Raw genomic sequence first — 24,517 nt, 5'->3', positions numbered from 1 at the left:
GCTCTCCCTCAGACGGCCCGTAGGTGCTGACCACGGGGAACGCAGGGGGCGAACCGTGGATCGACGGTCAAGGCCGTCGCTCCGACGGGTTCGGCCAGCGCACGCAGCGCGGGCTCGGAGAGCCTGACCCAGGGCTGATCGCTGCCGAGGGCCGCGGCGAGTCGCTGGGGCGAGGTGAAGCCGACGGCGGTGCGGCCGCCGAGCGGAGTACGGAACAGACGGGCGGTGCAGCCCGCGGGGCCCGACCGGACAGGGACGAAGAGAAGCCCGGCCGGGACACGTTCGGCAGGCTCGGGATCTTCCGCGTACAGAAGGTGGGACACGGCGTTGCTCCTCGAGGGGACCTCGGCCCCGGACCGGTGGGAAACGCGTACGCCGGGGCTCGGCCCTGACGCTATTCCCGGGGAACCGGGCACTCCGCCGGCCACTGACGCGTCATTGACGGGTTGTGGACGCTACTTGACGCGATGCTGCCGCCTGGTGACCGATTGTGTATCGGTGGTGACGCCGGGGCGCGGTGCGGGCGGCCGGGGCGGTCCCCGGTGCGGGCGGCCGGGGCGGTCCCAGGGCCCGTGCGGTCGGGACGGGCCCGGTCCGTCCACCCGTTGGCGGCGCGTGCCCCGCGCCCGCCGATCTGTCCACCCCACCCCCTGGCCTGCCGCGCTTGACCTTGACACGGTGGAAAGCACTCCACTGGAGGGCACCATGTTCAGCATCGGAGATTTCGCCCAGTACGGCCGTGTGTCGGCCCGCATGCTGCGCCATTACGACGCGATCGGGCTGCTGCGCCCGGCCCGTACCGACCCCGTCAGCGGCTACCGCTTCTACGAGGCGGCGCAGCTCGCCCGGCTCAACCGGATCATCGCGCTCAAGGACCTCGGATTCAGCCTTCAGCAAGTGAGGGCGATTCTGGCCGAGGAAGTGAGCGTGCCCGAGCTGCGCGGCATGCTGCGGCTGCGGCGGGCGGAGCTGGAAGCGTCGCTGACGGCGGCGCGTGCGCGGCTGGCGCAGGTCGAGGCGAGGCTCCGGACGATCGAGAGTGAGGGACGCATGTCTGCCGACGATGTGGTGGTCAAGCCCACCGACACGGTGCTGCTGGCGGAGCTGAGCGGGATCGCCGCCGGTTACGGGCCCGAGGACATCGGGCCGGTCATCCAGCCGCTCTACGGCGCGCTGTGCCGACGGCTGGAGGAGGCAGGGGTGACCCCGGCGGGCCCGGGGCTGGCGTACTACGAGGACGCACCGGAGGCACCGGACAGCCCGGACGCCCCGGACGCCCCAAAGGCACCGGCGGCACCGGAGCAGGCGGGAAGCCCGCGGACGGGAACAGGGGAAGGCCGACCCGCCGGGCCCGGCGGAAAGGCAGCCGCCGGCGGTGACGCCATCGTCGTCCACGCGGGGCTCGTGATCACCCAAGAGGCCCTGGCCAAGGCGGGCGTCACAAGCGCCGGCCCCTCCGGCCCCGGCCCGGGCTCCGGCCTCGGCTTCGACGTCGTGACCCTCCCCGGCCTCGACTGCGCCGCCACGGTGGTGCACCACGGCCCGATGAGCCGCATCCTGCCGACCGCACAGAACCTCGCGCACTGGATCGACGCCAACGGCTACCGCTCCGCCGGGTACGCCCGCGAGCTCTACCTGGAGTGCCCGCCGGATCAGGAGAAGTGGGTCACCGAGCTCCAGGAGCCGGTGGTCAGGGCCTGACGCTCCCCGCCTCGCCGCCACCCGGGCCCGCGGTGGCCGCCCTGCCCCTCCCCACCTCGCCGCCAAGCCCCACCGGGACCCCCTTCTCCGTCTCGGTGTCCCCGCCCAGGCATGCGGCCACCGTCTCGGTGTCCCCGCCCAGGCCCGCGGTCACCCTCCCCGTGTCCCCGCCCAGGCCCGCGGTGACCGTTTCCGCGAACGCCACCGCCGCCGGGCTCAGCGCCTCCCACCGGCGTACCGCCCAGCCGGTGGCCAGCGGGGGCAGCCCCGCGATCGGGACCAGCCGCAGTGCCGGGTGGACGGAGGCGTGCAGGCCCGGCAGTTGGGGGACGACCGCATGGCCGACGCCCAGTTCGGCCAGCAGCAGGGCGGTGTCCCAGTCGGCGACGCTGGTGGTGCTCGGGGGCGGCACGGGTCCTGCCTCCCGGTGGCTGAGGTGATCGTCGAGGCGCATACGGGAGGTGGAGTTCTCCGGCAGCCGGATGTGCCGGATACCCGCCAGCTCCTCGGGCTCGATCCGCTCCCGGCCGGCGAGCGGGTCATCGGCGCGTACGGCGAGCACCCAGGGCAGCCGGACCACCGGATGCTGCTCGATGCCCGGTACCGGCGGGCCGATGGTGATCCAGGCCAGCTCGGAGCTTCCGTCCGCGACGACCTCGAAACAGCGGCGGCTGGAACTCTCGGTCCGGAACTCCAGGTTGACGTGCGGGTGGTGGGCGCGGAAGGCGACGACCGCCTCGGACATGAAGTGCCGGACGGTCGTGGCGCCGGTGGTCACCCGGACCGTGCCGCCGTCGCCCGCGCGCAGATCGGCCAGCCGGTGCAGCGCCAGATCCAGTCCGCCGATGCCGTCCGCCGCCGCGCGGTGCAGGATCCGGCCCGCCTGGGTCGGTGCCACCCCGCGCGGCCGGCGTTCCAACAGCCTGCTGCCCGCCTCCCGTTCGAGGCGCTTGATGCGCTGGCTCACGGCCGACTGGGTGCAGCCGAGATTGCGGGCGACGGCACTGAGGCTGCCCGCCTCGCACACGGCCACGAAGACGCGCAGATCATCGAGGGTCATCCGCGTACGGTAGCCCCAACCCAAGCTACTGCTAAGGGCTTTGGAAGGAAGTCAGAGGATTGACTTGGGTGTCAGGCGCGGCGAAGATCGGCACAGGGCCCAGGGCGGCAACCCGGAACCACAGACGGCCGTCGGTTCCGGGTGCCGACCCGCGTGCCATCCCGCGCGGGTTCGTGCCCCGCCGTGACTACGCCGCCGCTCGCGCCCCCTCCCGCACCGGAGCCACCGCGGTGCCCTCCGTGGGCGGGCCGGCCGGACCGCCTCGGCTCTCCTCGCGCCGTACCACCGCAAGGACCAGCAGCCCGCCCGCCAGGGCCACCACCCCGGAGATCAGCATGATGTCCGTCAGCCCGGAGATGTATGCGGATCCGAGCGCCGTACGGGAGGCGCCGGGCCGTGCGGCGTCGTGCAGTGCGGTGGTGAAGACGGTGCCGAGGACCGCGATGCCCAGGGCGTAGCCCAGCTGGCGGAAGGTGTTCACGGCGCCGCTCGCCATGCCCGCCCGCTGCGGGGGCGCCGCGCCGAGTGCCGCGGAGACCAGGACCGGCATGGCCATCCCGATGCCGAGTCCGCTCACCGCGAGTCCGGGGACCAGCACCGCCCAGCCGGAGTCGTCGTCCAGCAGCGCCCAGGACACCAGCGCCCCGGCTCCCACGAGCAACATGCCGAGACCGACCGGGAGTTGGGGCGCCATCCGCTGCAGCCGCCGGCCACTCAGCGAGCCGACCAGCAGGGACATCAGCGCCATCGGCGTCACCGCGAGCCCCGCCTGGACCGGGCTCAGGCCCACGACGTTCTGCACCCACAGCCCCACGAACGACAGATACGGGAACGCCGCGGCCTGCAGCAGCAACGCCGCCGCCATCAGTGCGGCGAACGACGGCCGGCGCAGCAGCCGCAGATCGAGCAGCGGCCGGCGCACCCGCCGTTCGACGACGAGGAACACCAGCAGCGCGAGCACCGCCCCGCCGAACGAGGCGAGTGTCCCGTACTCCGTCCAGCCCTCCTCGCCGCCGCGGATCAGCCCGTACGTCAGCGCGCCCGCGCACCCCGTGAAGGACGCGGCACCCGGCCAGTCGATACGGGCGAGGGGGGTCCCCGCGGCCGCGTGCGTCCGAGGCCGGGGGAGGTCGCCGTACGACTCCCCGACCCGGCGCAGGGTGATCCACACCGCGACGGCGACCAGCGGCAGGTTGACCAGGAAGATCGCCCGCCAGTCCACGTACTCGGTGAGCAGCCCGCCCAGTACGGGGCCGATCGCGGCCGCGGCGCCGCTGGTACCGCCCCAGACACCGAAGGCCACACCGCGGTCCCGGCCCTGATAGGCGGCCATCAGCAGCGGGGTGTTGGTGGCGAACATCGCCGCCGCGCCCACGCCCTGGACGGCGCGGGCCGCGACCAGGACGCCCGCGTCCGGGGCCAGACCGCAGGCCAGCGAGGCGAGCGCGAACAGGACCAGCCCGGCCAGGTACAGCCGACGCCGTCCGAAGAGGTCAGCGGCCGAACCCGCCACCATCAGCAGCGCGGCCAGCGCCAGCGCGTAGATGTCCAGCACCCACTGGAGCGAGGCGAAGGAGGCACCCAGACCGTCGGCTATCCGGGGCAGTGCGGTGTTCACGATCGTCACATCGACCAGCAGCAGGAAGTTGCCGAGGGTGATGGCGGCCAGCGGCCACCACTTCCCTGCCCGTCTCCCCACCGCACCGTCCGCCGGTCTCCTGCCCGGCTGCCCGCCCGCGCCCGCCGCCCCTCTGCCGGCCGCGGTCCGTCCGCCGGCCGCGGTCCCCCTCTCGGGTGCGTTCCCCATGCCTTTCTTTCCTCCACTCGGGTTGCCGTCTGTTGCGGTCTGTTGCCGTCTCATGCTGCTTCGTGCTGCTTCGTGCTGTCTCTTGCTGTCTCTTGCTGTCTGTGCCGTCGCGTCGCCCTGCGGCGTCGCTCCGTATTGCCGACGCCACCGTGCGGCCCGCGCCACCCGTTCTCCCAGCCACCACGCTCCCGGCGGCGCAATCCGACACGCGCTAGCCTCGAATGGTGAAAATCGACGGGAAGTCCGGCGGCGGGACGACCGACGGAACGTTCCAGGGGAGAACCACCGGCCAACTCCCCGGCGGCCCCGGCCAACCCCCCAGCGGCCCCAGCAGCCCCGGCGGCTCCGCCGGCTTCGATGCCCTCGACCGCCAACTCGTTCATGCGCTGCAGCTGGACGGCCGGGCGCCGTTCAGCCGGATCGCGGCGGTGCTCGGCGTCTCCGACCAGACCGTCGCCCGCCGCTACACCCGGCACCGCACCAGCGGTGCGCTCAAGGTGCTGGGGCTCGCCGATGCGCAGGCGCTGGGCGACGTCACCTGGATGGTGCGGGTCCAGTGCGCGCCGGACGCCGCCGTTTCCGTGGCCGAGGCGCTGGCCCGCCGTACGGACACGTCCTGGGTGAGTCTGATGTCCGGCGGCACCGAGATCGCCGCCGTCTGCCGTGCCCCGAGCAGCGACCACAGCGATGCGCTGCTGCTGCAGAAGCTGCCGCGCACCCCGAGCGTCGTCGGCGTCACCGCGCACTGCCTGCTGCATGAGTTCTTCGGCGGTCCGCAGGGCCTGATCAGCAAGTCCGGGGCGCTCACCGACGCACAGATCGCCGAGCTGAGCCCCAGCCCGCCGAACCCACCCGTCCCACTGAATCCACCGAACCCATCCGGCCCATGGAACCCACCCGTCTCACTGAACCCACCGAGCCCACCCGGCCCACGGAATCCAGCGACCCCGCCCGCCGCCGCCCCGCTGCCCCTCACCGACGCCGACCGCCGCCTCTTCGACGCGCTCGCCCGTGACGGCCGGACGCCGCTCGGCGACCTCGCCACCGCCACCGGCTGGTCGCCCAGCACCGTTCGCCGCCGACTGGCGGAGCTGCGTGCGGACGGTGTCCTGTACTACGACGTCGACTACGACCTGCGGCAGTTCGGGTACGGCGTGATGGTCGCCCTCTGGCTGTCCGTCGCGCCCGCCGAACTCGCCGCCGCCGGCGAGGCGTTGGCGGCACACCCGGAGGTCGCCTTCGCCTGCGCCACCACCGGACCGAACAACCTCTTCGCGTCCGTGCTGTGCCAGGGCACCGGAGCGCTCTACACCTATCTGACGACCCGGGTCGCGGCGCTGCCCGGCGTACGGGCGATGGAGAGCGCGCCCCGCATCCGGCACATCAAGGGGCCGGGGCCGGTGTTCACCACCTCCCCCGCCGCCGGGCGCCGACGGTGAGACCGCTGACGGAGCCGCCGCGCGGCGGCCGCCGGCCGTGGCCCGGCAACCCCCTGACCTGGGTGAAGGACTGGGTACGCAGCAGCCCCGGCACCCATGTCTGGCTGCTGGTCATCGGCATCACCAGCCTGGTCATCGCCTCCGCGTCCGAGGGGCTGGGACAGTTCCTCATCCACCGCACCAGCAGCAACATCCACGAGCTGAACGAGCATCCGCTGCCGTCGCTGCTCATCAGCGGCTTCTGGATCGAACGCCCGTCGTCCTACCTGCTCTACGTGGTGATGTTCGAGCTGCTGCACGCCAACGTGGAGCGCTGGATGGGCAGCATGCGCTGGCTGCTGACCGTCGGCGGTGCGCATATCGCCGCCACCCTCGCCAGCCAAGAGCTCGTCCTGCTGGCCATCGAGGGCCACCGGCTGCCGCGTTCGATGACCCATGTGGTGGACATCGGGGTCTCGTACGGGCTGGCCGCGGCCGCCGGTGTGCTGACCTACCGGCTGCTGCCGCCCTGGCGCTATGGCTATCTCGCCGCGGTGCTGGTCTTCTTCGGCATCCCGCTGACGACCGGGGCCTCTTTCACCGACTTCGGCCATGCCATCGCGCTGACCATGGGCTTTGCGGCCTGGCCGCTGACCCCGTCGGCAGCCGGGAAGCGCCCGGAGCAGGACGCACACCAGGAGTCCGCCCGGAAGCCGCCACCCCGTCATGACCCGGCACTGGCCCCGGACCCGGAGCCATCCCCGGACCCGGATCCATCCCCCGACCCGGACCCATCCCCCGACCCCGACCCGCACCCGGAGGACCGTCAGGAGAAGTGAGGGACGAGGCCCATCAGGAGAGGTAAAGCCGCTCCAGCACCACCGCGACCCCGTCCTCCTCGTTGGAGGCGGTGAGTTCGTGCGCGACGGCCTTCAGCTCGTCATGGGCGTTGGCCATGGCCACCCCGCGTGCGGACCAGGCGAACATCGGGATGTCGTTGGGCATATCGCCGAAGGCCAGGGTCTCCTTGGCGGTGACGCCCAGCCGTCGGGCGGCCAGCGACAGTCCGGTGGCCTTCGTCAGGCCCAGCGGCAGGAGTTCGACGATGCCCTCGCCGGCCACCGTCACGCCCACCAGATCCCCGGCGACCTGCCGTGCGGCCAGCGCCAGCGCATCGTCGTCCAGGTCGGGATGCTGGATGTAGACCTTGTTGAGCGGTGCCGCCCACAGCTCGCCGGGGTCGTCCAGCATGACGTGCGGCAGCGGGCCCTCGTGGACGCGGTAGCCGGGGCCGACCAGGACCTCGCCCTCCAGGCCGTCCCGGCTCGCCGCCAGGTACAGCGGGCCGACCTCCGCTTCGATCTTGGCCAGCGCGAGACCGGCCAGCTGGCGGTCGAGCGTCACCGAGGTCAGCAGGCGGTGCTCACCGGCGTGGTAGACCTGCCCGCCCTGTCCGCACACCGCGAGGCCCTTGTAGTCCAGGGCGTCGAGGATGTGCCGGGTCCAGGGCACGGCCCGGCCGGTGACGACGATATGCGCCGCGCCCGCCGCGGTGGCCGCGGCGAGCACCTGGCGGGTGCGCTCGGAGACGGTCTCGTCGTGGCGCAGCAGCGTCCCGTCGAGATCGGTCGCGATGAGTTTGTACGGCAGCGGAGCGGACGGGCTCACTTGGCGACGGGCTCCAGGATCTCCCGGCCGCCCAGGTAGGGGCGGAGCACCTCGGGGACGCGTACGGAGCCGTCCGCCTGCTGGTGGTTCTCGAAGATCGCCACGATCGTGCGCGGTACGGCGCAGAGCGTGCCGTTGAGGGTCGCCAGCGGCGAGACCTTCTGCTTGCCGTCGACGGTCTCGCGCATCCGGACCGAGAGCCGCCGCGCCTGGAACTCGTCGCAGTTGGAGGCCGAGGTCAGCTCGCGGTACTTGCCCTGGGTGGGGATCCACGCCTCGCAGTCGAACTTGCGGGAGGCCGAGGCGCCGAGGTCACCGGTGGCGACGTCGATGACCTGGAACGGCAGCTCCAGACCGGTCAGCCACTGCTTCTCCCAGTCCAGCAGCCGCTGGTGCTCGGCCTGGGCGTCGTCCGGTGCGACGTAGGAGAACATCTCCACCTTGTCGAACTGGTGGACCCGGAAGATGCCGCGGGTGTCCTTGCCGTAGGTGCCGGCCTCGCGGCGGAAGCACGGCGAGAAACCGGCATAGCGCAGCGGCAGCTTGGCCGCGTCGACGATCTCGTCCATGTGGTACGCGGCGAGCGGGACCTCGGAGGTGCCGACCAGGTAGTAGTCGTCCTTCTCCAGGTGGTAGACGTTCTCCGCGGCCTGGCCGAGGAAGCCGGTGCCCTCCATGGCGCGCGGGCGCACCAGGGCGGGGGTCAGCATCGGCGTGAAACCGGCCGCGGTGGCCTGCGCGATGGCGGCGTTGACCAGAGCGAGCTCCAGCAGCGCGCCGACGCCCGTGAGGTAGTAGAAGCGGGAGCCGGACACCTTGGCGCCGCGCTCGACGTCGATCGCGCCGAGCAGTTCGCCGATCTCCAGGTGGTCCTTGGGCTCGAAGCCCTCCGCCGCGAAGTCACGGATCGTGCCGTGCGTCTCCAGGACGGTGAAGTCCTCCTCGCCGCCCACGGGCACATCGGGGTGGACGAGGTTGCCGAGCTTCTGCAGCAGCGCCTGCGTCTCCTCCTTGGCCTCGTCCTGTGCGGCGTCGGCGGCCTTGACGGCGGCGGACAGCTCACCGGCCTTCTTCAGCAGCACGGCCTTCTCATCGCCGGAGGCCTTGGGGATGAGCTTGCCGAGCGCCTTCTGCTCGGCACGCAGCTCATCGAAGCGGACGCTGGACGACCTGCGCCGCTCGTCGGCGGAGAGAAGCGCGTCGACGAGTGCGACGTCCTCTCCACGGGCGCGCTGGGACGCGCGCACACGGTCGGGGTCCTCACGAAGCAGGCGAAGGTCAATCACCCCACCAGGCTACCGGGCCTCGCTCCGCCCCTCGACGCGATATTCCCCGACGTGTCAGTTTGCCCGTTTTGGGTAATTTATTCCCCTCGGGTCGAGGGGCGGAAATCGGAGGGGAAATGCGCGCGCATTCCGTGTCGCGGATGACGGGGAAGGGGGTCCCCGGCGCGGTCGGCGGGAGTCTTTGCGGTGGCTGCCGGAGGCCTTCGCGGCGTCCGTCACGAGATCTTCGCACTGTCCGCGATGGGGCTTTCGCGGTCCGGGTGCCGGGTGATCCATGGTGTGGACAACGGGAGTTGAAGGGGCGCCGGAGCGGGTCGCGAACCCTGATTCCTTCCCTGGTTATCCCCTGAAATCCCTCGGTTGTCCACAGGGGGCAACGGTTTCGGGATCGTTATCCACAGGCTGTGTGTGAGATCTGTGGAAGTCGGAGCGGGCCATTCCGCCCCCGAAATGCTCGGCTATGGATTCCCTGTCCAAACCCCGTTCACGCACTCTTTCGTGTGGGATTACCTCGCCCTAAAGGATTGATCACGTGAATTGTGCTGACGGCGCCCGGCGTGCGGTGCTGTGGAGTGGTGTGTGGCCAGTAGGGCGACATGTCGACTCTGTCCGACTCTCATGTCGACTTACCCACAGGTCGAGAACTGAGCCTGTGGATAACTTTGTGGATAACCCACAGCCCTTCCAAAGCTGCAGGTCGTGCTGCTCCGCAGGGCCCGCGGGCCGGGGCGCGGAGCACCCGTCACCGGCTCAGCCCCGCCCGTCCATGCAGCGCGCCAGCCAGTCCGACGCCTCGGTGAACGCCGCGTCCGTCATCTGCCGCCGCACGCTCGGCGGCGCCTCGTCCGCCCGCGGGTAGGAGCCGAGGAACCGCACCTCGCGGCAGACCCGCTTGAGGCCCATCAGCACCTCGCTGACCCGGCGGTCGGTGACGTGCCCCTCGCAGTCCACGGAGAAGCAGTAGCGGCCGATGCCCTCACCGGTCGGCCGGGACTCGATCCGCATCATGCTCACCCCGCGCACCGCGTACTCCTGCAGCAGTTCGAGCAGCGCACCGGGGTGGTCCTCGGCCAGCCACAGCACGACCGAGGTCTTGTCGCTGCCGGTGGGTGCCGCGGGCCGGGCCGGGCGGCCCACCAGCACGAAGCGGGTGGCCGCGTTCTGCGCGTCATGGATGTCGGTGACCAGCGGTTCCAGACCGTAGGTCGCCGCCGCGAACTCGCCCGCGAAGGCACCGTCGTAGCGGCCCTCCTGCACCAGCCGTGCGCCGTCGGCATTCGAGGCCGCCGACTCCCATACGGCCTCCGGGAGTTGGGCCGCCAGCCACTTGCGCACCTGCGGCTGGGCGACCGGGTGCCCGGTCACCGTCTTCACATCGCTGAGCACCGTACCGGGGCGGCCGAGCAGCGCGAAGGCGATCGGCAGCAGCACCTCGCGGTAGATCATCAGCGGCCGGCCGGCGGCCAGTTCGTCGAGCGTGGTGGTCACTCCGCCCTCGACGGAGTTCTCGATCGGCACCAGCGCCGCGGCGGCCTCACCGTCGCGCACCGCGTCCAGGGCGGCCGGCACCGACACCATCGGCACCAGCTCGCGGGTCGCCGCCTCGGGAAGCGTGCGCAGCGCGGCCTCCGTGAACGTGCCCTCGGGGCCGAGGTAGGTATAGCGGCTGGCCGACATGGATAAGGACTCCCTCGCGTGACTGCGGGGGCACCCCGCCGATCTTCTCCCTGTCCTGCCACGATACCCAGCCCCGCGGAACCGGGGCGGGACTTCTCCGGAGGGCCGGGCCCGGGGGCTGCCCGCCCGGGGCCGGTTTCCCGGTCCTCCAGGAGCGGCCGGGCTTCCTCCGCCTTTTCAGCAGCGGCCGGCTTCCTCAGCCTTCCAGGCCGGCCTCCTCAGCCTTCCAGCAGCGGCCGGCCCACGTAGTCGCCCGGTCCGGCCGCCGGGGGCACCGCGTACAGCCCGCTCGCCTCGTGCCGCAGGAACCGCGACAGCGCGTCCCCGCGGTCCAGCTTCCGCTGGACCTGGGTGAAGGCGCGCAGCGGGTCGGCCTGCCAGCAGACGAAGAGCAGCCCGGCGTCCGGGGCGCCGTCCTCCCGGAACCCGTCGTGGAAGGAGAAGGGGCGGCGCAGCATCGCCGCGCCCTGGTTGGACTCCGGCGCCGCGATCCTCGCGTGCGCATTGGCCGGGATGACCGGCATCCCGTCGGGGCCGCTCGCCTCCAGCCGCATCGGGGTGGTCTCCGAGCCGCCGGTCAGCGGCGCGCCATTGTCCTTGCGGCGCCCGATGACCCGCTCCTGTTCGTGCCGGGAACGCTTCTCCCAGTCGTCCAGCAGCATCCGGATCCGGCGGACGACGGCGTACGAGCCGCCGTGCATCCAGTCCTGGTCGGCGTCCCGCCCCACGAAGATCCGCTCGTCGAAGTCCTTGTCCGACGGTTTGGGGTTGTTGGTGCCGTCGATCTGGCCCATCAGATTGCGTGCGGTCATCGGGCGCGCGGTGGCGCCCGGGGTGCGGTTGAAGCCGTTCATCTGCCAGCGCAGCCGCGCAGCTCCGGCCGCGTCCTTCTGCAGTGCGCGCAGCGCGTGGAAGGCGACCAGCGCGTCATCGGCGCCGATCTGTATCCACAGATCTCCGTTGCTGCGCTCGGTGTCCAGCGCATCGGCCGAGAAGTCGGGCAGCGGATCGAGCTGTACGGGCCGCCGCTTCGTCAGGCCCGTACGGCCGAAGAAGCTGTGGCCGAAGCCGAAGGTGACGGTCAGCGAGGACGGGCCCGCGTCGAGCGCGACCCCCGTGTCGGCATCCGGGGTCCGTCCGGCCATCAGCTCCTCGGCCGTCCGCGACCAGCGGCGCAACAGCGCGGCGGCGGCCTTGCGGTCCGCGTCCGGCGCCAGGTCGAAGGCGACCAGATGCCCCGTGGCCTGCAGCGGGGTGGTGATCCCCGACTGGTGCCCGGCGCGGGCCGGCCGGAACGGCACCTCCGTCGATCCGATGCTGGTCACGGCCTTGGCGGCGCCGTCCTGCGGGCCGGACTGCGCGGCGGCGACCCCGAGGGCGCCGCCGGCCCCGCCGACGACCAGCCCGGCCGCGCCCGCCGCGCCGACGGTGCCGAGCAGCCGGCGACGGGAGAGCTCCAGCGAGGAGGAGGGAGCGGGCGCGGGCGAGGGGGAGCTGTCGGTTTCGGGCGCCGGGGCGGCGGCCGGTGCGGGCACACCCGCTGCACCGCCCGCGCCCGCGGACTGCGCGCCCGGGCCCTTCTTGCCGGGCGCCGCCTTGCCGGGCGCCTTCTTCCCGGGCGCCACCTTGCCGGGCGCCTTCTTGCCGGACGTCTGCTTGCTCATCAGCCGATCTTCACGTTCTTGGTCTCGGTCACCTGGTCGATGTCGGAGGTCCGTACGAGCAGCGAGAGCTGCCACTGCCCCGGGACCGGCAGCTGGACACCGTCCGCCCGCCACCGGCCCTTGCCGAGGTGCTTCGGGGCGATCGGCAGCGGCCCGATCTTCTTGGCCTTCTGGGTGAAGGAGACCTTCACCTCGGGGACGTCGACCGCCTTGCCCGACGGGTCCGAGATCCGCAGCCGCAGGGCGTTGGCGCTGCCGCTGCGCCCCGGATCGAGGTCGAGGCGGGCGGTGCCCTTGCCGCCCGGGCCGCCGGTGTCGAACGGGATCTTCAGCACCTGGGGCAGGCTGCTCGCGGTGGACTGCCCGCCCGAGCGGGCCTTGACCGCCTCCTCGGTGCGGGCCGGTTCGGTGGCGGTCAGCACCGTGGTCACCACCAGCAGGACGACGGCGACCGACGCTTCGGCCAGCACCGACCGGCGCAGCGCCAGCCGCTCCGGATCGGCATCGCGTTGCCGCTTGGTACGGGCGGTACGCAACGCGGCCTGCTGACGGGCGAGTTGGGCGACGCGGGCGGGGTCGGGGGAGCCGCCCGAGGCGCCGGCGGGGGTGGGGGAGCCGCCCGAGGCGCCGACGGCCGCATTCTCCGTTTCCCTGTCCTGCTCCGCTTCGCTGTCCTGCTCTGCTTCGCTGTCGTTCTCGGCCGCCCGGACTTCCGCCAGCCGCCCCGTCCACCGCCGCGACACCCCGGCGATCCCGACGAGCACCACGACCAGGCCCACCTTGAGCAGCAGCAGCCACCCGTACGTGGTGTCGGTCAGCGCACGCCAGCTGCCGACCTGCCGCCAGGACTGATACACACCGGTGGCCACCAGCACCAGCACGGAGCCGAACGCGATCCGCGAGAAGCGGCGTACGGCCCTCCGCTCGACGGGCGGCCCCCAGTACAGGGACACGACCAGCGCCGCCAGCCCGCCGAGCCAGGCGGCGACCGCCAGCAGATGCAGCACATCGACCGGCATCGCGACGGAGGTCTGCAGACCCGTCGAGGCATGTTCGGCCAACGCCCAGGTAGCGGCGAGCCCCGCGGCGACGATCACCCCGCCGAAGGCGAGCCCGAAGGTGAGGTCCCTGCGCTGCCTGGCGAGGTCGGCGGCCTCCACGGCCGGCTGCCCGGCGGCGTCGGTGTCCTTCTCCCCGGAGTCCGCGCCGCCGGTCTCGCCCGGCGCGTCCCCCTCCGCCGATTGCCCGGCAGCCCGCTCCTCTTCCGGTGCCGGCTCCACGCCCGGCACTCGCTCCTCGCCCGCTGCCGGCCCCTCTTCCGGAGCCGGCCCCTCTTCCGGAGCCGGCCCCTCTTCCGGTACCGGCTCGTGCAGCCGCGCGAACGTCCCGAAGAGCACCGCCACGAACAGCGCCGCGGCGGCGAGCAGCAGCAGCCGGGAGACCAGCGCCGCGCCCGGCTTGGTGACCAGGACCTGCTGGAGGCCGCCGAGGTCGAAGACATCGGCGAGATCGCCGGACCCGGTGTACGGGGTGCGCAGCAGCAGCATCACCACGGTGGTGCCGGCCAGCAGCGCCCACCCCTGGACGACCAGCCGCTGCACGGACCGTACGAGGGCGGCGGCCGGCCGGCAGGCCACCACGAAGGCCGCGCCGCCGACGAGCAGGACGAATCCGGCGTAGGCGAGGTAGCGGGCGACGCCGTAGAGCGCCCCGACCAGACCGCCGCCGGCCTTCTGCTGCGGTACCGGGGCGGAGGCCTTGGAAGGCGCGCCGACCGAGAAGGTGAAGGCGCCGGAGACGGGGTGGCTGTCGGCGGAAACCGCCTGCCAGGTGACGGTGTAGGTGCCGTTGCCGAGCCCCGGTGGCAGCCCCGCACCGTATTTGACGACATTGCCGCTGCTCAGGTTGAGCAGCTTGCCGCGGTCCACCCGTTTGCCCCGCGGATCCAGCACCCGGATCGAGCTGTCGCCCATCGCGACGCCCTCGGAGAAGGTGAGCGTCACCTGCCCGGGGGCGTGGTCCACCACCGAACCCTGCACGGGGGTGCTCCCGGTCAGCGCGGCATGCGCCGAGGCCGGGGCGGCGCCGCCGAGCCCGCCGATCAGCGCGCCGGCCAGCGCCACCGCGACGACCAGCAGGCGCAGCACGGCGGACCGTCGCGGCCCGAGCCCGGTGGTGACCATAGTGATCGCTCCCCTTACTCCCGTTTTCTGTACGGCCTGTGCGGTGGTCCGTACGGCCCGTGCGGTGATCCGCCGGTGGTCCGTACGGCCCGTGCGGTTCTTCGGTCCCTGGTCCCTTTTTGCCGCTTCGGTCCCCGGCTACTTCTTCGGTGCGTAGGTGAGGGCCTTGACCGGGACCGTCACCTTGATCGGACCGGCGGTGGCGAAGTGCAGCTCGATGGCCACCTCGTCGCCCTCGGCCGGCTTCTTCTTCAGCCCCATGAACATCAGGTGGTTGCCGCCGCGGCTGAGCCGCAGCTCGCCGCCCGCCGGTATCGCCAGCGAGTTGACCTGCTCCATCTTGGTGCCGGCCGTCTTGTGGAGCGTGATGTCCTTGGACAGGTCGCTGGTGACCGAGGTGAGCTTGTCCGCGGTGTCACCGCTGTTCTTGACGGTGAAGTACGCACCGGCCATGTTCTGGTCGACCGGCTGGGGCATGTACGGGCCGTCGACCTTGAGCTGCGGTGCGCCGTCCGCGCCGCCGCAGCCCGCCAGGACGAGCGAGGCGGTGAGGGTGAGGGCGGCGGCGAGGGTGGTACGGCGGTTCACGGGTTCTGCCCCTTGACGATCTTCGGAAGTGCCTTGGTGTAGTTGTCGGAGGTCGCCTCCTGCATGCCCATCCAGTGGATCTTGTTGTCCTTGGGGGAGGTCAGCAGTACCTGCGCACCATGGGTGGAGACGACATCGCCGTTCTTCTTCTTGACCGGCTTCTCGATCCCGATGTTGACGTCGCGCGCACCACCCTGGATGGTGTCGAAGTCGCCGGTCAGACCGGTGAAGTCCTTGTCGATACCGCCGAGCCACTTCTTGAGCGCGGCCGGGGTGTCACGCTCCGGGTCGGAGGTGATGAAGACGACCCGCAGATCCTTCCGTTCGGCCGCCGGCAGCTGCTTCACCGCGACCGCGATGTTGGCCATCGTCAGCGGACAGACGTCCGGGCAGTTGGTGTAACCGAAGTAGATCAGCGTCGGGTGGCCCTTGGTCTTCTCCACCAGGTCGTACTTCTTGCCGCTGGTGTCGGTCAGGACGAGGTCCGGCTTCGCCAAGGGGCTGTCGAGCGTGACGATCGGCTTGGCCGCGGTGCCCCCGGAGACCTCGGCGGCGGGCTTGTTGTCATCGCCGTTGCAGGCGGTCAGGCTGAAAGCCGCGGCCGCCGCCAGGGCGGACGCGAGCAGGGTCCTTCTGTGCATTGCAGATAAATCCCGTGTCTGGAAATCCCGTTTGTCCGGGAATGGTTGGCGGGCCGGCGCGGTTCGGGCGCCGGCCCCCGCCGATGGTCAGGCGCTGCGGCGCCGGCCGGCGAACACACCGAAGCCGACTCCGACGACGCCGACGACGATGCCGATGGCGCCCAGGATGCGGGCCGTGGTGTCACTGCCGGACGCGTCCGAGGCGGCGGCCGTGGCCTTCATGCCGGTGGTGGCACCGCTCTTGTCGTTCGCCCCGGCCGCGCCGTGGCCGTCCTCCTCGGGCGCGCCGAGCTTGAGGACCGGGGCCGGGTTCTCCGGCTCCGGGGCGCCCTCCTTCGTCGGCTCGATCCAGCGCACGACCTCCTTGTTGTCGTACGTCTGGAGCGCCTTGAAGACGACCTGGTCGGTGTCCTTGGGCAGCTGGCCGACGGAGAGCGGGAACTGCTGGAACTGGCCGGGCTCCACGCCCTTGCCGTCGGCGGTCCAGGTGATCTTCGAGGGGGCTTCGGTGATCTTCTCGCCCTCCATCTCGATCGGCTTGGGGAGCTTGGCCTTGGTGACCGAGATCTTCCAGCCGGGCACCGGCTGCGGCATCACGGACGCCAGCGGGTGGTCGGTGGGCAGCGTCACCTCCAGCTTCACCGTCGAGGCGTCGTCCTTCTCATTGGGCACCTTGAAGTTGACGGTCGCATAGCCGCCCTTGGCGGCCGGGCCCGACGGCTGCACGCTGACGTGCGCAAAGGCCGGGCCGGCGAGCAACAGCACGCTCCCGGCCGCGGCGGCGCCCACCAGCGGCAGCCGCCGTGCGAGCCGCCGCGTGGACGACGCGTCCGACTGCTGCTGCGACATCTTCGCCATCTTCGAATTCTTCGACATCGGAAATCACTCCACAGGAAGGAGAGAGGTACGGGTGACGGTGCAGCTGGCGCGCGCGGACGACGGCGCATAAGTCCGTACCCTCCCCATGCCGGAAGGACATGGGAGGGACCCCCATGTGGGAGCGTGCTTCGCGTCGTCAGGCCGCGAGGGCGAGGGGGGCCGGGGCGGGGGGCCCTCGCCTGATGACACTGTGGTGGAGTGCGACGTTCTTCGGGCCGGGTTTGTCATCCCCGTACGAAACGGGGGCGCGCAGCGCTTCGTCGTGCGCCGTTTCCAGGCCCGTGAGCAGGGCGCGAGCAAGGGCGAGTGCCCCGCGCACCACACCGACGAGTGCCTGCACCGTGATCTCGTACGCCGCCGGAGCCGACAGCCGGACCAGCCGCCACAGGGCCGCCTCGCCCCGCCGCAGCAGCCAGCCGACCGCGAGCGCGGCCAGCAGGTGCCCCAGCAGCATGGGCAGCGACGGCAGCAGGCCATGCGTGAGCGCGGGGTCGGCGGCGGTCGCGCCCCCGCCCGCGCCACCGGCCGGGCCGGCGCCTGCCGGAGGGGTCATCCCGGCGGCGGAGGCGGTGTCGAAGCCGCCCGAGCCGAGAATCCGGCGCGCCTGCGCGCCGTCCACCCGGCCGCTGCCGAGCCCGCAGGTCACATGCCGGGCAAGGGCTTCGGCCGCCCGGTCGGACAGCCTGCCGCCACCGGAGCCGCTTCCTCCGCTTGCCCCGCTTCCTGTGCCCCGCGCCATGGCGGGCATCGGAAGCTGGCCCCAGGCGAACAGGGCATGCAAGGCGAGCTGCCCGACGGCAAGACCGGCGGCGATCCCCGGCAGCGAGCGCTCCCGCCCGGCCAGGGGTGCGGCGATCGCGAACACCACGGCCGCCGCCACACCCAGCGTCCACCACGGGACGGTGGCGCACGAGGCGACGATGTGCCCGCCCGCGGACAACACGACACAGACCGCGGTGAAGACCGCGGCCCTCAACAGCCGAAGATCGGCGGCTGCGCGCGCTGTGGAGGCGGGCGGTGGAGTCATGGCCGCGCCATCATCCCATTGGTCCGACCTGTCGCCTACGGCAGGGCGCGCCGAGGAGGCGCCCTGCCCGGTGTCCAGGGAGCCCGGCGGGGCGCGCGGCAGCGCATAGCGGGCGCTTCGCCTACACCGATGCGCTCGCTCTTCGCATCCGCCGAATGAGCGGTATCACGTCCCGGACATGCTTACGGACCATGCGGCGCGGCAATAGGTATCGATATGTCGAGCCGCGGCCAGGAGGCTGGAGCGATGAGCATCTGGTGGTCACTCCATTTGCGGCGTGAGGCTGCGAGCGTGCCGCTGGCCCGTCGTCTGCTGCTGGGCACGATGGAGACGGCGGGCGTCGACCCGGACATTTGTTACGACCTTGCGGTGGCCCTCTCCGAGGCCTGTGCGAACGCCGTCGAGCACGGCGGTGACGCCGCCACCGAGGACTACCGCGTCACGGCCTTCATCGACGGCGACACCTGCCGCATCGAAGTGACCGACTCGGGCCCCGGGTTCCGCCACTGCCCCGCACCCCCCGCCCCACCCCATACCGCCGCGGACCGAGCCCTCCCGCCGGCCCCCGTGCCCACCCCCGCACAGGCTCCCGCCTTTGCCGAGGACGGCCGGGGGCTTTTTCTGATCGAGGCCCTTACCGACCACGTCCGCTACCGCAACCGCACGGGCCGCCCCGGCGCGGTCGTCAGCTTCGACAAGATCCTCAAATGGCGCGAGGGGGCGGCGCTGCCGATGGCGTCGTAGGGCGTCCGGGAAGCGGAGGGGCGCCCGGCGGGGGAGCGCGTCGGAGACTCGGGCGGTACCTCGGGCTCGGGCTCAGTACCTCAGTACCTCAGTACCTCAGTACCTCAGTACCTCAGGAGCGCCCAGGGCGGCGGCCGTATGCGGGATGCCCGTGGATGAGGTGTCAATCCGGGCTAACATCAGCAGTCCGAAAACTGGCTGGAAATCGCCCTTTGCGGGAAGTGGGCAGCGCGGTCTCGCGGTGAGAGAACCTCCCCCGCGGCGTCCCCTGTCCCGGCGAGACCAGCGCGCACCATGGTTAACGCGAAGTTGCTCGCGTTAACCTTTCCCGGACAATACTTGGCGTGAACCCGCACTGCAATACGGAGCCGTCGTGACGACAGCGCACCATGCCCCGGGCGAGACCAGGCCCGGTGGTCGTACCGCCCGCACCCGTCAAGCCGTATTGACCGCTGTGTTCGAGGAGTTGGGCGACGGCGGCTTCGCCGTGCTGACCATGGAGAGGGTCGCGCAGCGGTCCGGAATTCATGTGGCGACGCTCTACCGTCGCTGGCGCTGCACCGAGGGCCTGGTGTGCGACCTGCTGACCGACCTGAGTTCGGATGTGCCGCTGCCGGACTCCGGCACCCTGCCCGGGGACCTGCAGGCGCTGGCCGGTTCGATAGCCGCCTTCTACGGGGAGGCGCGGATGCGCCGGCTGATCGAGGCGGTGGTCTCCGCGGCGGCCCGTGACCCCGAGGCGGCGGCGGTGCTGCGGACCTTCTTCGGCGAACGGCTGGCGCTGGCCGGCCGGATGGTGGAGCGGGCCGTCGAGCGCGGCGAACTGCCCGCGGACACCGACCCGGAGAAGGTGATGTCGGCGCTCGGCGCACCCTTCTACTACCGGATTCTGATCGCCCGTCGCCCCGTCGACCAGGATCTCGCCGCATCCGCCGCCACCGCGGTCTGGGCGGCGGCCCGGGCCGGTGCGTACGGGCGCAAGGACGACGGTCCCGCAGACGACACGTCTCCCGGCGGCTGAGGCCACCGGGAGACGCAGAACGAACGGCGCAAGGGGGGCTGCGCACCGGGCACCCGCCCGGGCAGCCCCGCCCCGTACCGCGCGGCTACTTGCCGAGCAGCCCCGCCATCCAGGCCTCGACCTCGTCCGACCGCCGCGGCAGCGCGGCCGACAGGTTCCGGTTGCCGTCGTCGGTCACGAGGATGTCGTCCTCGATCCGGACGCCGATTCCGCGGTACTCCTCGGGCACCGTCAGATCGTCCGCCTGGAAGTACAGACCGGGCTCCACGGTCAGCACCATGCCCGGCTCCAGCGTCCCGTTGACGTAGTGCTCGGTGCGGGCCGCGGCGCAGTCGTGGACGTCCAGGCCGAGCATGTGGCCGGTGCCGTGCAGGGTCCAGCGGCGCTGCAGCCCCAGCTCCAGCACCCGCTCGACGGGGCCCTCGACCAGACCCCACTCGACCAGCTTCTCGGTGAGCACCCGCTGCGCCGCGTCATGGAAGTCGCGGTAGGCCGCGCCCGGCTTGACCGCCGCGATGCCGGCCTCCTGCGCCTCGTACACCGCGTCGTAGATCGTGCGCTGGAGGTCGGTGTACCGGCCGTTGACCGGCAGGGTGCGGGTGACATCGGCGGTGTAGAGGGTGTGGGTCTCCACGCCGGCGTCCAGCAGGAGCAGGTCGCCGGAGCGCACCTCGCCGTTGTTGCGGACCCAGTGCAGGGTGGTGGCGTGCGGTCCCGCGGCGCAGATCGAGCCGTAGCCGACGTCGTTGCCCTCGACGCGGGCGCGCAGGAAGAACGTGCCCTCGATGTAGCGCTCGCTGGTCGCCTCGGCCTTGTCCAGGACCTTGACGACGTCCTCGAAGCCGCGCACCGTCGAGTCGACGGCCTTCTGCAGCTCACCGATCTCGAACGCGTCCTTGACCGCGCGCGCCTCGGAGAGGAAGACACGCAGCTCTTCATCACGCTCGGCGGTGACCTTGTCGGTCAGCGCGGCCTCGATGCCGGCGTCATGGCCGCGCACCACACGGACCGGTCCTGTGGCCTCCTTGAGCGCGCCGGCCAGCTCGCGTACGTCCTTGCACGGGACGCCGAGCAGCGCCTCGGCCTCGCCGAGGCTGTGGCGCCGGCCGACCCACAGCTCGCCCATGCCGTCGAGCCAGAACTCGCCGTTCTCGCGGTGGGAGCGGGGCAGCCGGTGGATCGTCGCCTTGTGGCCGTCCTTCGTGGGCTCCAGGACCAGGACGCTGTCGTCGGTCTGGTCGCCGGTGAGGTAGACGTACTCCGTCGAGGCGCGGAAGGCGTACTCGGTGTCGTTGGAGCGGGTCTTCAGGTTGCCCGCCGGGATCACCAGGCGCTCACCGGGGAAGCGCGCGGACAGCGCGGCGCGGCGGCGGGCGGCGTTCGGGGCCTGCTCGACCGGCTGCAGATCATGCAGCTCGGTGTCGGCCCAGCCGCTCTTCATGTTCTCCGCGAGCTCATCCGAGACGCCCGGGTAAAGGCCGTTCTTGCGCTGCTTGATCGGCTGCTCGTCCTCGTCCGGGGTCTCCGGCGTGAGCTCGTCGGTCACAATGCCTCCTTTTAAGACTGAACCGCCTTCCATCGTATGTGCGGATCGAATGCGGTCCAGAGGCAGAAAGGCGTGACCTTCCCGCACGAAGGCGTGACCGTGCCGGGACGGCGGCCACCGGACGCGGGGCGCTCCCGGAGGGCGGACGGGCGGCGTAAGACTCCGCTCCCCGGTGCCGTGTGTCCGATATCCGGTGGTTGGGGTGGACATCCCGGGGTGCGGCTCGGTTGCCCGCCGTACACCGTGCGGCCGCCCCTACTCCTCGAAGTACGCCGCGAGCAGCACCACGTCCTCCTCCGACGACGGGTCGTCCAGACCCTGCGGCAGCATCGTGCGCACGATGTGATCGACGACCGCCTCCGGATCATGGCGGCTCGCCCGGGGAACGCCCGCGGCGGCCGCGTGCAGCCGGGTGAAGGCGCGGTCCATGGGCTCGCCGGTGCGGTGCAGCAGCCCGTCGCTGTAGAGCAGCAGGGTCTCGCCGCCGGCCGGTTCGATCTCCACGCTCGGCGCTTCCCAGCAGGCCAGCATGCCCAGCGGCGCGGACAAGGAGGTCTCCACGAACTCGGTCCGCAGATCGCCGAGGATCAGCGGCGGGCAGTGGCCGGCCCCGGCCAGCAGCAGCTTGCGGGCGAAGGGGTCGGCGATGCCGCCGGGCAGCACCGGCGGCCCGCCCGGAGCGCCGGGCGGCGGCTCGGTGTAGGCGAACAGCGCGGTGGCGCTGCGGGCCGGCTCGGTCAGCCGGAGCAGCAGTTCGAGGTCCGAGAGGACCGCGACCGGATCCTCGCCCTCCATGACGGCGTAGGCGCGCAGGGACGCCCGCAGCCGTCCCATGGCCGCCACCGCGCTCGGCCCGGAGCCGGTCACCGAGCCGACGGCCAGGCCCAGGGCGCCGTCCGGCAGCGGCAGCGCGTCGTACCAGTCGCCGCCGCCGCGCGGCCCGGTGCTGTGCCGCACCGCGAGGCGTACGCCGGGGATCCGTGGCAGCCGGTGGGGCAACAGCTCCTCGCGGAGGGTTTCGGTGGCCCGGCGGCTGCGGTGGAGTTCGAGGAGGCGGGCGAGGTGCTCGGCGGCGTGCGCGCGGTAGAGGCCGACGAGGTGGCGCTGCCGCGCGGTGGGCTCGGCCGGTTCGTCGTAGAGCCAGACCGCGGCGCCGGTCCTGCCGAAGGGTTCGGCGCAGAGCGGGACCGCATAACTCGCGGCGTACCCGAGGCGGGCGGCGACCTCGCGCAGCCGGGGGTCGAGGTCCTTCTCACCGGGGATGTCGGGTTCGGCGATCTCGGTGCAGGGACCGGCCGGCGCGTCGTTGCGGGGGCCGGCGGCGCGGCTCCCGTCGCGCGTCGGGTGGCGGGTGTCGTCGAGCGGGCCGGACCGGGTGTCGTCGCCGGTGGCCCGCTCCGGGAGGCCGTCCAGTATCCGCGCGTACGACAGGGCGCGGCGCGGGACGGTCTCGATATGCCCGATCTCGGCGTGGCCGAGGCCGAGGCCGACGGTGGTCTCCGGGCCGAGCCCGTCGGACGGTGCGAGGACGACCAGACCGCGGCGCGCGCCGACCAGCGAGGCGCCGGCGCGCAGCAGCTCGTGGAGGGCGTCCTCCAGCGTACGGGTGCGCGCGAGCCGTTCGGTCAGGTCGTGCAGGGTGCTGAGGTCGGAGATCCAGCCGGCCAGCCGGTCCTGGACCGCGGCGAGTTGGTCGACGACGGAGATGTCGGGGACAACGCCGGGCACGGAGCCGGGCGCGGCACCCGGGGAGCCGCCCGCGGAGGTGTCGGACAAACCGTCAGGCGAGCCGTCTGACGGGGCGCCGGCAGCGCATCCCGAGGGCGCTTTCGGCCCGTGCGGGTCGACAGTGTGCGCGGGGGCGGGAAGGACTGGTTCGATTCCAGCCACTTTCGGCACGTGAGGGGTGGTCATGGCCGGCGGCTCTCGCCGAGCCTGGCATTACCCCAGGTCAGGCCGCTTTTTGGTAGGGAGTGCGGCATTTTGTTGAGTGATGTTGCGCGGTAAGGTTGGCCGCTCAATTTCCTCAATAGCATCGCAAACCCCCATGTCATGCTGCTCCGCTATTAATGCCTCCACATGTACACGGAGCAGCGATGCGATGTCCAGCATTGTCACCATGGGGTTTGTGGTGTCCACGAGGTCTGTAGATTGGCCTGAAAAAAGCCCCCCGAACGTCAATTTGCGGTCGACTGACGGCGATCAGCAGCGCGTCATCACCACAGTGGCGGGTACGTACTCGGAAAGGTGCGGAGTCAGTTGGCGCCGTACCGGAACTCTCCGGCGGGCACCGGCGTCTAACAAGCCGACGACCGCGACGCACCCCCAAAAGGCGGGGACTGCACCACGGAAACGCAAGCGCCAACGCACGCCACCCCTCGCCACACTTCACGCCCGGCGTACGGCGTGATGCGCTGCTTTGTACACGCGGTGACCAGTGACCACGTGGCGTGATCGATGCCGATCGACCCCGGGCTCCCCGGCCGGGCCGCAGGACACGCCCCACAACGGCATGCAGCGGCACGGCGCGAAACGATGGTGAACCCGGCATGTAGTGCCATGCAGTGCGATGGACAAAGCCCTCGGCGTTAACGGAAAGGAACGAGCGCTCATGCGCGAGATCCTCGGAAGGCGACGCAAGCTCCTGTTCCGGCGCGGCGGAAAGTCGGCGCAGCTCGGTGCGGCGCTCCACTACGCCACCGAGTGGCAGTGGCCCGTACTTCCCGGTGTGGGACTCCGGTCCGGCGGCCGGCAGCCGGCCGGCGCCCGGCTCGGCCTCGGCGAGCGGGTCACGCGTCGCTGCAGCTGCCCGGACCCCGACTGCGTGGTGCCCGGCGCGCACCCCTTCGACCCCGGTCTGCTCGCGGCCACCACCGATGCCCGGATGGTGCGTTGGTGGTGGACGAACCGCCCCGATGCCCCGGTCGTGCTCGCCACCGGCGGCCGCGCGCCCTGCGCGGTGAGCCTGCCCGCGGTCGCCGGGGCCCGCGCCCTGGCGGCGCTGGACCACTTCGGCGTGCGCCTGGGCCCCGTGGTGGCCACGCCCACCCGCTGGTCGCTGCTCGTATCGCCGTACGGCCTGCCGGAATTGGGCGAGCTGCTGCACTCCCAGGACTGGGTGCCCAGCTCGCTGCGGTTCCACGGCGAGGGCGGCTATGTGGTGCTCCCGCCCTCCCAGATCGGCGCCGGCCGGGTCCGCTGGGAGCGCCCGCCGGCCGTCACCCCGGCCGCGCCCTGGCTGCCGAAGGTGGCCACGATCGTGGACGCACTGGTCACGGCGAGCACCGGCTCCCCGGACGGCGGCAGCCGGCTCGCGTACTGACCCTCGCGGATGCTCCGGGCGCCCGATGCGTACTCGGGCGCCCTCGTGCTGTGCGGGCACCTGCCGCGGCCGGATGTGGACGGACGGCCGGATGCGGGAGGCACGGGCGGACGCGGGCCGCGCGGACGGATGAGCGACGGAGGGACGGGCGGATCCCGGGCCGCGCCGAGACCCGAGGCGCGGACGCAAGGAACGCCTCGCGGCGGATCACCCGTACGGGTGCGTCCTGCCCCGGTCTCTCGGGGAAACCGGCGCAGGGGTGCCCGGGGGCACCCCCGCCGGCCG

The 24,517-nt window shown here is 72.1% G+C and carries 20 protein-coding genes; 6 read left to right on the top strand and 14 right to left on the bottom strand.

Features of this window, described 5'->3' with window-relative positions:
* Positions 1-8: 8 nt before the first annotated feature.
* On the bottom strand, positions 9-323 hold the full coding sequence (locus OHS81_RS17250) for an SAV_915 family protein (protein ID WP_328385639.1): 315 nt from the start codon (positions 321-323) through the stop codon (positions 9-11).
* Positions 324-705: 382 nt separating this feature from the next.
* On the opposite strand from OHS81_RS17250, the gene OHS81_RS17245 reads away from it, so the two are divergent.
* A complete protein-coding gene (locus tag OHS81_RS17245) occupies positions 706-1,701 on the top strand; it encodes a MerR family transcriptional regulator (RefSeq protein WP_328391220.1) in 996 nt (331 codons plus the stop codon).
* Here OHS81_RS17245 and OHS81_RS17240 read toward each other — a convergent pair.
* Both OHS81_RS17240 and OHS81_RS17235 read right to left on the bottom strand, forming a co-directional pair.
* Entirely contained in the window at positions 1,691-2,761 is a 1,071-nt protein-coding gene (locus OHS81_RS17240; protein WP_328385638.1) for a LysR family transcriptional regulator, read from the bottom strand. The two genes, OHS81_RS17245 and OHS81_RS17240, sit on opposite strands and share 11 nt — an antisense overlap.
* Positions 2,762-2,948: 187 nt before the next feature.
* Positions 2,949-4,568 carry an MFS transporter gene (locus OHS81_RS17235; protein WP_328385637.1) on the bottom strand — a complete coding sequence of 540 codons (1,620 nt, stop codon included), beginning with the start codon at positions 4,566-4,568 and terminating at the stop codon, positions 2,949-2,951.
* Positions 4,569-4,789: 221 nt separating this feature from the next.
* On the opposite strand from OHS81_RS17235, the gene OHS81_RS17230 reads away from it, so the two are divergent.
* Positions 4,790-6,007 (top strand): Lrp/AsnC family transcriptional regulator, encoded by a 1,218-nt coding sequence (locus OHS81_RS17230; RefSeq protein WP_443058716.1) that lies wholly within the window; start codon positions 4,790-4,792, stop codon positions 6,005-6,007.
* A 5-nt stretch (positions 6,008-6,012) separates the two neighbouring features.
* Complete coding sequence (locus OHS81_RS17225; protein ID WP_443058856.1) at positions 6,013-6,825, top strand: rhomboid-like protein; 813 nt, start codon at positions 6,013-6,015, stop codon at positions 6,823-6,825.
* Positions 6,826-6,838: 13 nt separating this feature from the next.
* Here OHS81_RS17225 and OHS81_RS17220 read toward each other — a convergent pair whose 3' ends face one another.
* The 9 genes from OHS81_RS17220 to OHS81_RS17180 all read right to left on the bottom strand — a co-directional run bounded on the left by OHS81_RS17220 (position 6,839) and on the right by OHS81_RS17180 (position 17,599).
* A complete protein-coding gene (locus tag OHS81_RS17220; protein WP_328385635.1) occupies positions 6,839-7,654 on the bottom strand; it encodes an HAD family hydrolase in 816 nt (271 codons plus the stop codon).
* A complete protein-coding gene (gene serS, locus OHS81_RS17215; protein WP_129295253.1) occupies positions 7,651-8,940 on the bottom strand; it encodes a serine--tRNA ligase in 1,290 nt (429 codons plus the stop codon). Before serS ends, OHS81_RS17220 begins: the two co-directional genes overlap by 4 nt.
* A gap of 750 nt (positions 8,941-9,690) precedes the next feature.
* Complete coding sequence (gene pheA / locus OHS81_RS17210; RefSeq protein ID WP_328385634.1) at positions 9,691-10,617, bottom strand: prephenate dehydratase; 927 nt, start codon at positions 10,615-10,617, stop codon at positions 9,691-9,693.
* A 218-nt stretch (positions 10,618-10,835) separates the two neighbouring features.
* On the bottom strand, positions 10,836-12,281 hold the full coding sequence (gene efeB / locus OHS81_RS17205; RefSeq protein WP_328385633.1) for an iron uptake transporter deferrochelatase/peroxidase subunit: 1,446 nt from the start codon (positions 12,279-12,281) through the stop codon (positions 10,836-10,838).
* Positions 12,281-14,464 (bottom strand): copper resistance CopC/CopD family protein, encoded by a 2,184-nt coding sequence (locus OHS81_RS17200; protein ID WP_328385632.1) that lies wholly within the window; start codon positions 14,462-14,464, stop codon positions 12,281-12,283. Before OHS81_RS17200 ends, efeB begins: the two co-directional genes overlap by 1 nt.
* Positions 14,465-14,602: 138 nt before the next feature.
* Positions 14,603-15,052 (bottom strand): copper chaperone PCu(A)C, encoded by a 450-nt coding sequence (locus OHS81_RS17195; RefSeq protein ID WP_328385631.1) that lies wholly within the window; start codon positions 15,050-15,052, stop codon positions 14,603-14,605.
* Positions 15,049-15,693, bottom strand: a complete 645-nt coding sequence (locus OHS81_RS17190; RefSeq protein ID WP_328385630.1) for an SCO family protein — start codon at positions 15,691-15,693, stop codon at positions 15,049-15,051. Before OHS81_RS17190 ends, OHS81_RS17195 begins: the two co-directional genes overlap by 4 nt.
* Before the next feature lie 87 nt (positions 15,694-15,780).
* Positions 15,781-16,569 carry a YcnI family copper-binding membrane protein gene (locus OHS81_RS17185; protein ID WP_328385629.1) on the bottom strand — a complete coding sequence of 263 codons (789 nt, stop codon included), beginning with the start codon at positions 16,567-16,569 and terminating at the stop codon, positions 15,781-15,783.
* A 139-nt stretch (positions 16,570-16,708) separates the two neighbouring features.
* A complete protein-coding gene (locus OHS81_RS17180; protein ID WP_328385628.1) occupies positions 16,709-17,599 on the bottom strand; it encodes a hypothetical protein in 891 nt (296 codons plus the stop codon).
* Positions 17,600-17,845: 246 nt separating this feature from the next.
* Between OHS81_RS17180 and OHS81_RS17175 the strand changes: the two genes are divergently transcribed.
* Together OHS81_RS17175 and OHS81_RS17170 are read left to right on the top strand one after the other, a co-directional pair.
* Positions 17,846-18,343 (top strand): ATP-binding protein, encoded by a 498-nt coding sequence (locus OHS81_RS17175; protein ID WP_328385627.1) that lies wholly within the window; start codon positions 17,846-17,848, stop codon positions 18,341-18,343.
* A 373-nt stretch (positions 18,344-18,716) separates the two neighbouring features.
* Positions 18,717-19,364: a TetR/AcrR family transcriptional regulator gene (locus OHS81_RS17170; protein ID WP_328385626.1), complete on the top strand. Its 648-nt coding sequence runs from the start codon at positions 18,717-18,719 to the stop codon at positions 19,362-19,364.
* 85 nt (positions 19,365-19,449) lie between these two features.
* Here the strand turns inward: OHS81_RS17170 and OHS81_RS17165 are convergent, their stop codons facing one another.
* Together OHS81_RS17165 and OHS81_RS17160 are read right to left on the bottom strand one after the other, a co-directional pair.
* Positions 19,450-20,910: an aminopeptidase P family protein gene (locus OHS81_RS17165; RefSeq protein ID WP_328385624.1), complete on the bottom strand. Its 1,461-nt coding sequence runs from the start codon at positions 20,908-20,910 to the stop codon at positions 19,450-19,452.
* 255 nt (positions 20,911-21,165) lie between these two features.
* Positions 21,166-22,824: a PP2C family protein-serine/threonine phosphatase gene (locus tag OHS81_RS17160; protein ID WP_328385623.1), complete on the bottom strand. Its 1,659-nt coding sequence runs from the start codon at positions 22,822-22,824 to the stop codon at positions 21,166-21,168.
* A 697-nt stretch (positions 22,825-23,521) separates the two neighbouring features.
* Between OHS81_RS17160 and OHS81_RS17155 the strand changes: the two genes are divergently transcribed.
* Positions 23,522-24,232, top strand: a complete 711-nt coding sequence (locus tag OHS81_RS17155) for a bifunctional DNA primase/polymerase (protein WP_328385622.1) — start codon at positions 23,522-23,524, stop codon at positions 24,230-24,232.
* The last annotated feature ends 285 nt before the right edge of the window (positions 24,233-24,517 follow it).

The sequence above is a fragment of the Streptomyces sp. NBC_00400 genome, from assembly GCF_036048035.1.
In the GTDB taxonomy this organism is placed as follows: Bacteria; Actinomycetota; Actinomycetes; order Streptomycetales; family Streptomycetaceae; genus Streptomyces.
Note: the sequence above shows the minus strand (reverse complement) of the source record. Positions and strands in the feature narration are given on the sequence as shown.

Coding starts and splice junctions, on each gene's coding strand:
- OHS81_RS17245 (WP_328391220.1), top strand. CDS start 706: ATGTTCAGCATCGGAGATTTCGCCCAGTACGGCCGTGTGTCGGCCCGC.
- OHS81_RS17240 (WP_328385638.1), bottom strand. CDS start 2,761: ATGACCCTCGATGATCTGCGCGTCTTCGTGGCCGTGTGCGAGGCGGGC.
- OHS81_RS17235 (WP_328385637.1), bottom strand. CDS start 4,568: ATGGGGAACGCACCCGAGAGGGGGACCGCGGCCGGCGGACGGACCGCG.
- OHS81_RS17230 (WP_443058716.1), top strand. CDS start 4,790: ATGGTGAAAATCGACGGGAAGTCCGGCGGCGGGACGACCGACGGAACG.
- pheA (WP_328385634.1), bottom strand. CDS start 10,617: ATGTCGGCCAGCCGCTATACCTACCTCGGCCCCGAGGGCACGTTCACG.
- efeB (WP_328385633.1), bottom strand. CDS start 12,281: ATGAGCAAGCAGACGTCCGGCAAGAAGGCGCCCGGCAAGGTGGCGCCC.
- OHS81_RS17200 (WP_328385632.1), bottom strand. CDS start 14,464: ATGGTCACCACCGGGCTCGGGCCGCGACGGTCCGCCGTGCTGCGCCTG.
- OHS81_RS17190 (WP_328385630.1), bottom strand. CDS start 15,693: ATGCACAGAAGGACCCTGCTCGCGTCCGCCCTGGCGGCGGCCGCGGCT.
- OHS81_RS17185 (WP_328385629.1), bottom strand. CDS start 16,569: ATGTCGAAGAATTCGAAGATGGCGAAGATGTCGCAGCAGCAGTCGGAC.
- OHS81_RS17180 (WP_328385628.1), bottom strand. CDS start 17,599: ATGACTCCACCGCCCGCCTCCACAGCGCGCGCAGCCGCCGATCTTCGG.
- OHS81_RS17175 (WP_328385627.1), top strand. CDS start 17,846: ATGAGCATCTGGTGGTCACTCCATTTGCGGCGTGAGGCTGCGAGCGTG.
- OHS81_RS17160 (WP_328385623.1), bottom strand. CDS start 22,824: ATGACCACCCCTCACGTGCCGAAAGTGGCTGGAATCGAACCAGTCCTT.
- OHS81_RS17155 (WP_328385622.1), top strand. CDS start 23,522: ATGCGCGAGATCCTCGGAAGGCGACGCAAGCTCCTGTTCCGGCGCGGC.